The sequence below is a fragment of the Pseudundibacterium arcticum genome, assembly GCF_042646465.1.
Taxonomy (GTDB): Bacteria; Pseudomonadota; Gammaproteobacteria; order Burkholderiales; family Burkholderiaceae_D; genus Undibacterium_A; species Undibacterium_A arcticum.
Genome location: NZ_JBHRTP010000116.1, coordinates 1 through 1,936, shown reverse-complemented (window position 1 = coordinate 1,936; position 1,936 = coordinate 1). Strand labels below are relative to the sequence as shown.

At 58.8% G+C, this 1,936-nt stretch carries 2 protein-coding genes; one reads left to right on the top strand and one right to left on the bottom strand.

What is annotated here, in order from left to right:
* Positions 1-1,084 (bottom strand): oxalyl-CoA decarboxylase (gene oxc / locus ACFOFO_RS26215; protein WP_390333507.1); only part of this gene is annotated, 1,084 nt, incomplete at its 3' end.
* A 311-nt stretch (positions 1,085-1,395) separates the two neighbouring features.
* Here oxc and ACFOFO_RS26210 point away from each other — a divergent pair.
* Positions 1,396-1,936: Crp/Fnr family transcriptional regulator (locus ACFOFO_RS26210; protein ID WP_390333505.1), on the top strand; the 541-nt coding region annotated here is incomplete at its 3' end.

Here is a 1,936-nt window from a genome sequence, read left to right as displayed (position 1 = left end):
GTTCCGCGATCGCGTTGGTCCACTCGGCGCCTGGCTTGCTAAAGCCGGAATCGATGCCTGCCAGCAGGGCCGACACGCAGGAGCCAATGTCACCGATCACCGGAGCGGCGATCGCCACGTTGCTGTCGATTTCCGTTGGCGAGATGTCAATCTGGATGAATTGCTTCGGTGCCCCCCATGTTTTGCCCTTGCCGTGTGCCAGCAGCCAGTTCAGACGGGCGCCGATCAGCACCACGACGTCGGCCTCCGCCAGCACGAAGGAGCGGGCGGCCGCAGCCGATTGCGGATGGGTGTCCGGCAGCAGGCCTTTGGCCATCGACATCGGCAGATAGGGGATGCCGGATTTTTCGACGAACGCACGAATGTCGGCGTCGGCCTGCGCGTATGCCGCACCTTTACCAAGCAGGATGAGGGGACGCTTGGCGCCTTTCAGCAGGTCGAGCGCGCGTTGGACCGAGTCTGGCGCCGGGATTTGACGCGGCACCGGGTCGACCACGCGTACCAGCGATTTTTTGCCGTGTTCTGCGTCCAGCGACTGGGCCAGCAATTGCGCCGGCAGGTCCAGATAGACGCCGCCAGGACGGCCGGACACGGCCGCACGAATCGCGCGCGCAATGCCGATACCGATATCTTCGGCTTTGTTAATACGGTAGGCTGCCTTGGCGTACGGTTTGGCCGCATTCAACTGATCCATTTCTTCGTAATCGCCCTGCTGCAGGTCGACGATTTCGCGTTCGCTGGAGCCGCTGATCAGGATCATCGGGAAGCAGTTGACGGTGGCATTGGCCAGCGCTGTCAGGCCGTTCAAAAAACCTGGCGCGGACACGGTCAGGCAAATCCCTGGCTTTTGGGTCATGTAGCCGGCGATTGCCGCCGCATTGCCGGCATTTTGTTCATGACGAAAGCCGATGAAGCGCATCCCTTCCGCTTGGGCCAGGCGGGCCAGATCCGTGATAGGAATGCCAACAAGACCAAAGATGGTGTCAATGTCGTTGTGTTTCAGGGCATCGATTACCAGGTGAAAGCCGTCGGTCAGTGCGCGTGACTGCGTCTGAAATGCTTCTGGTTGAACGTCGTTTTTCATAATGAAATCTTTCTCTTCGTTTGATTTCGATAAAGGTTGAGCAACGCGGCTGGCAGTATGGGGTGGACCCGGTAAAAAACTCGTTGACCTAGGTCAAGGCCCCTGATCTTTTCGCCGCGCCCCCGGAATCTGCAACCGCGCAGCCGAATGGCCTTCAACATGCCGCTTTGACCCATTCCTATTCAAGTGGGCTCATCATAGCGAGCCAGCCCTGTGGCTCTCATTGACCGCGGTCAATTTTCAGCAGATCATATGCAACAGTCGATTAACGCTCCCGCTCCTCTTACCCCTTCCCCTTCACTTACCCTGCCATGACGCTGGTCGCCAATCATCCCGAACGCAACATCATTCGCGTGCAATTGAAACAAAACATCGTGCTCAAGAATATGCGCGACAGCGAGATGGCCGCGCTCGAACCGCATCTGGTGATCGTCGATTGCAACAAGGGGGACTTCTTGCTGCACCAGGGGGTGCATGAAATGGAGCAGTACTTCATTCTCGACGGCATCCTCAAACGCGTCGTCACCAGCCAGCAAGCCCATGAAATGATTCTGCGCTTTGCCGTCGAGCGCGACATCGAAACCAGTTATGCGGCGTGGCGCCTGAAGACGCCGACGCCGTACAGCATCGTGTGCGTGACCAAGGCGCGCGTGGCCAAGTTGCCGATGCAGCACTGGGTGGCGTTCCTGGAGGCCCATGGCGAGGTCAAGCAAACCTTCGAGTATGAGGTCATGCATCTGATGAGCGAGATCATGGGCCATACCATCACGCTGCATCTGCTCGATGCGCCGGGGCGCGTGCACCGCTTCCTGCGCAAGCATCCCGATCTGTTCGACCTCATCCCCAAGAAGG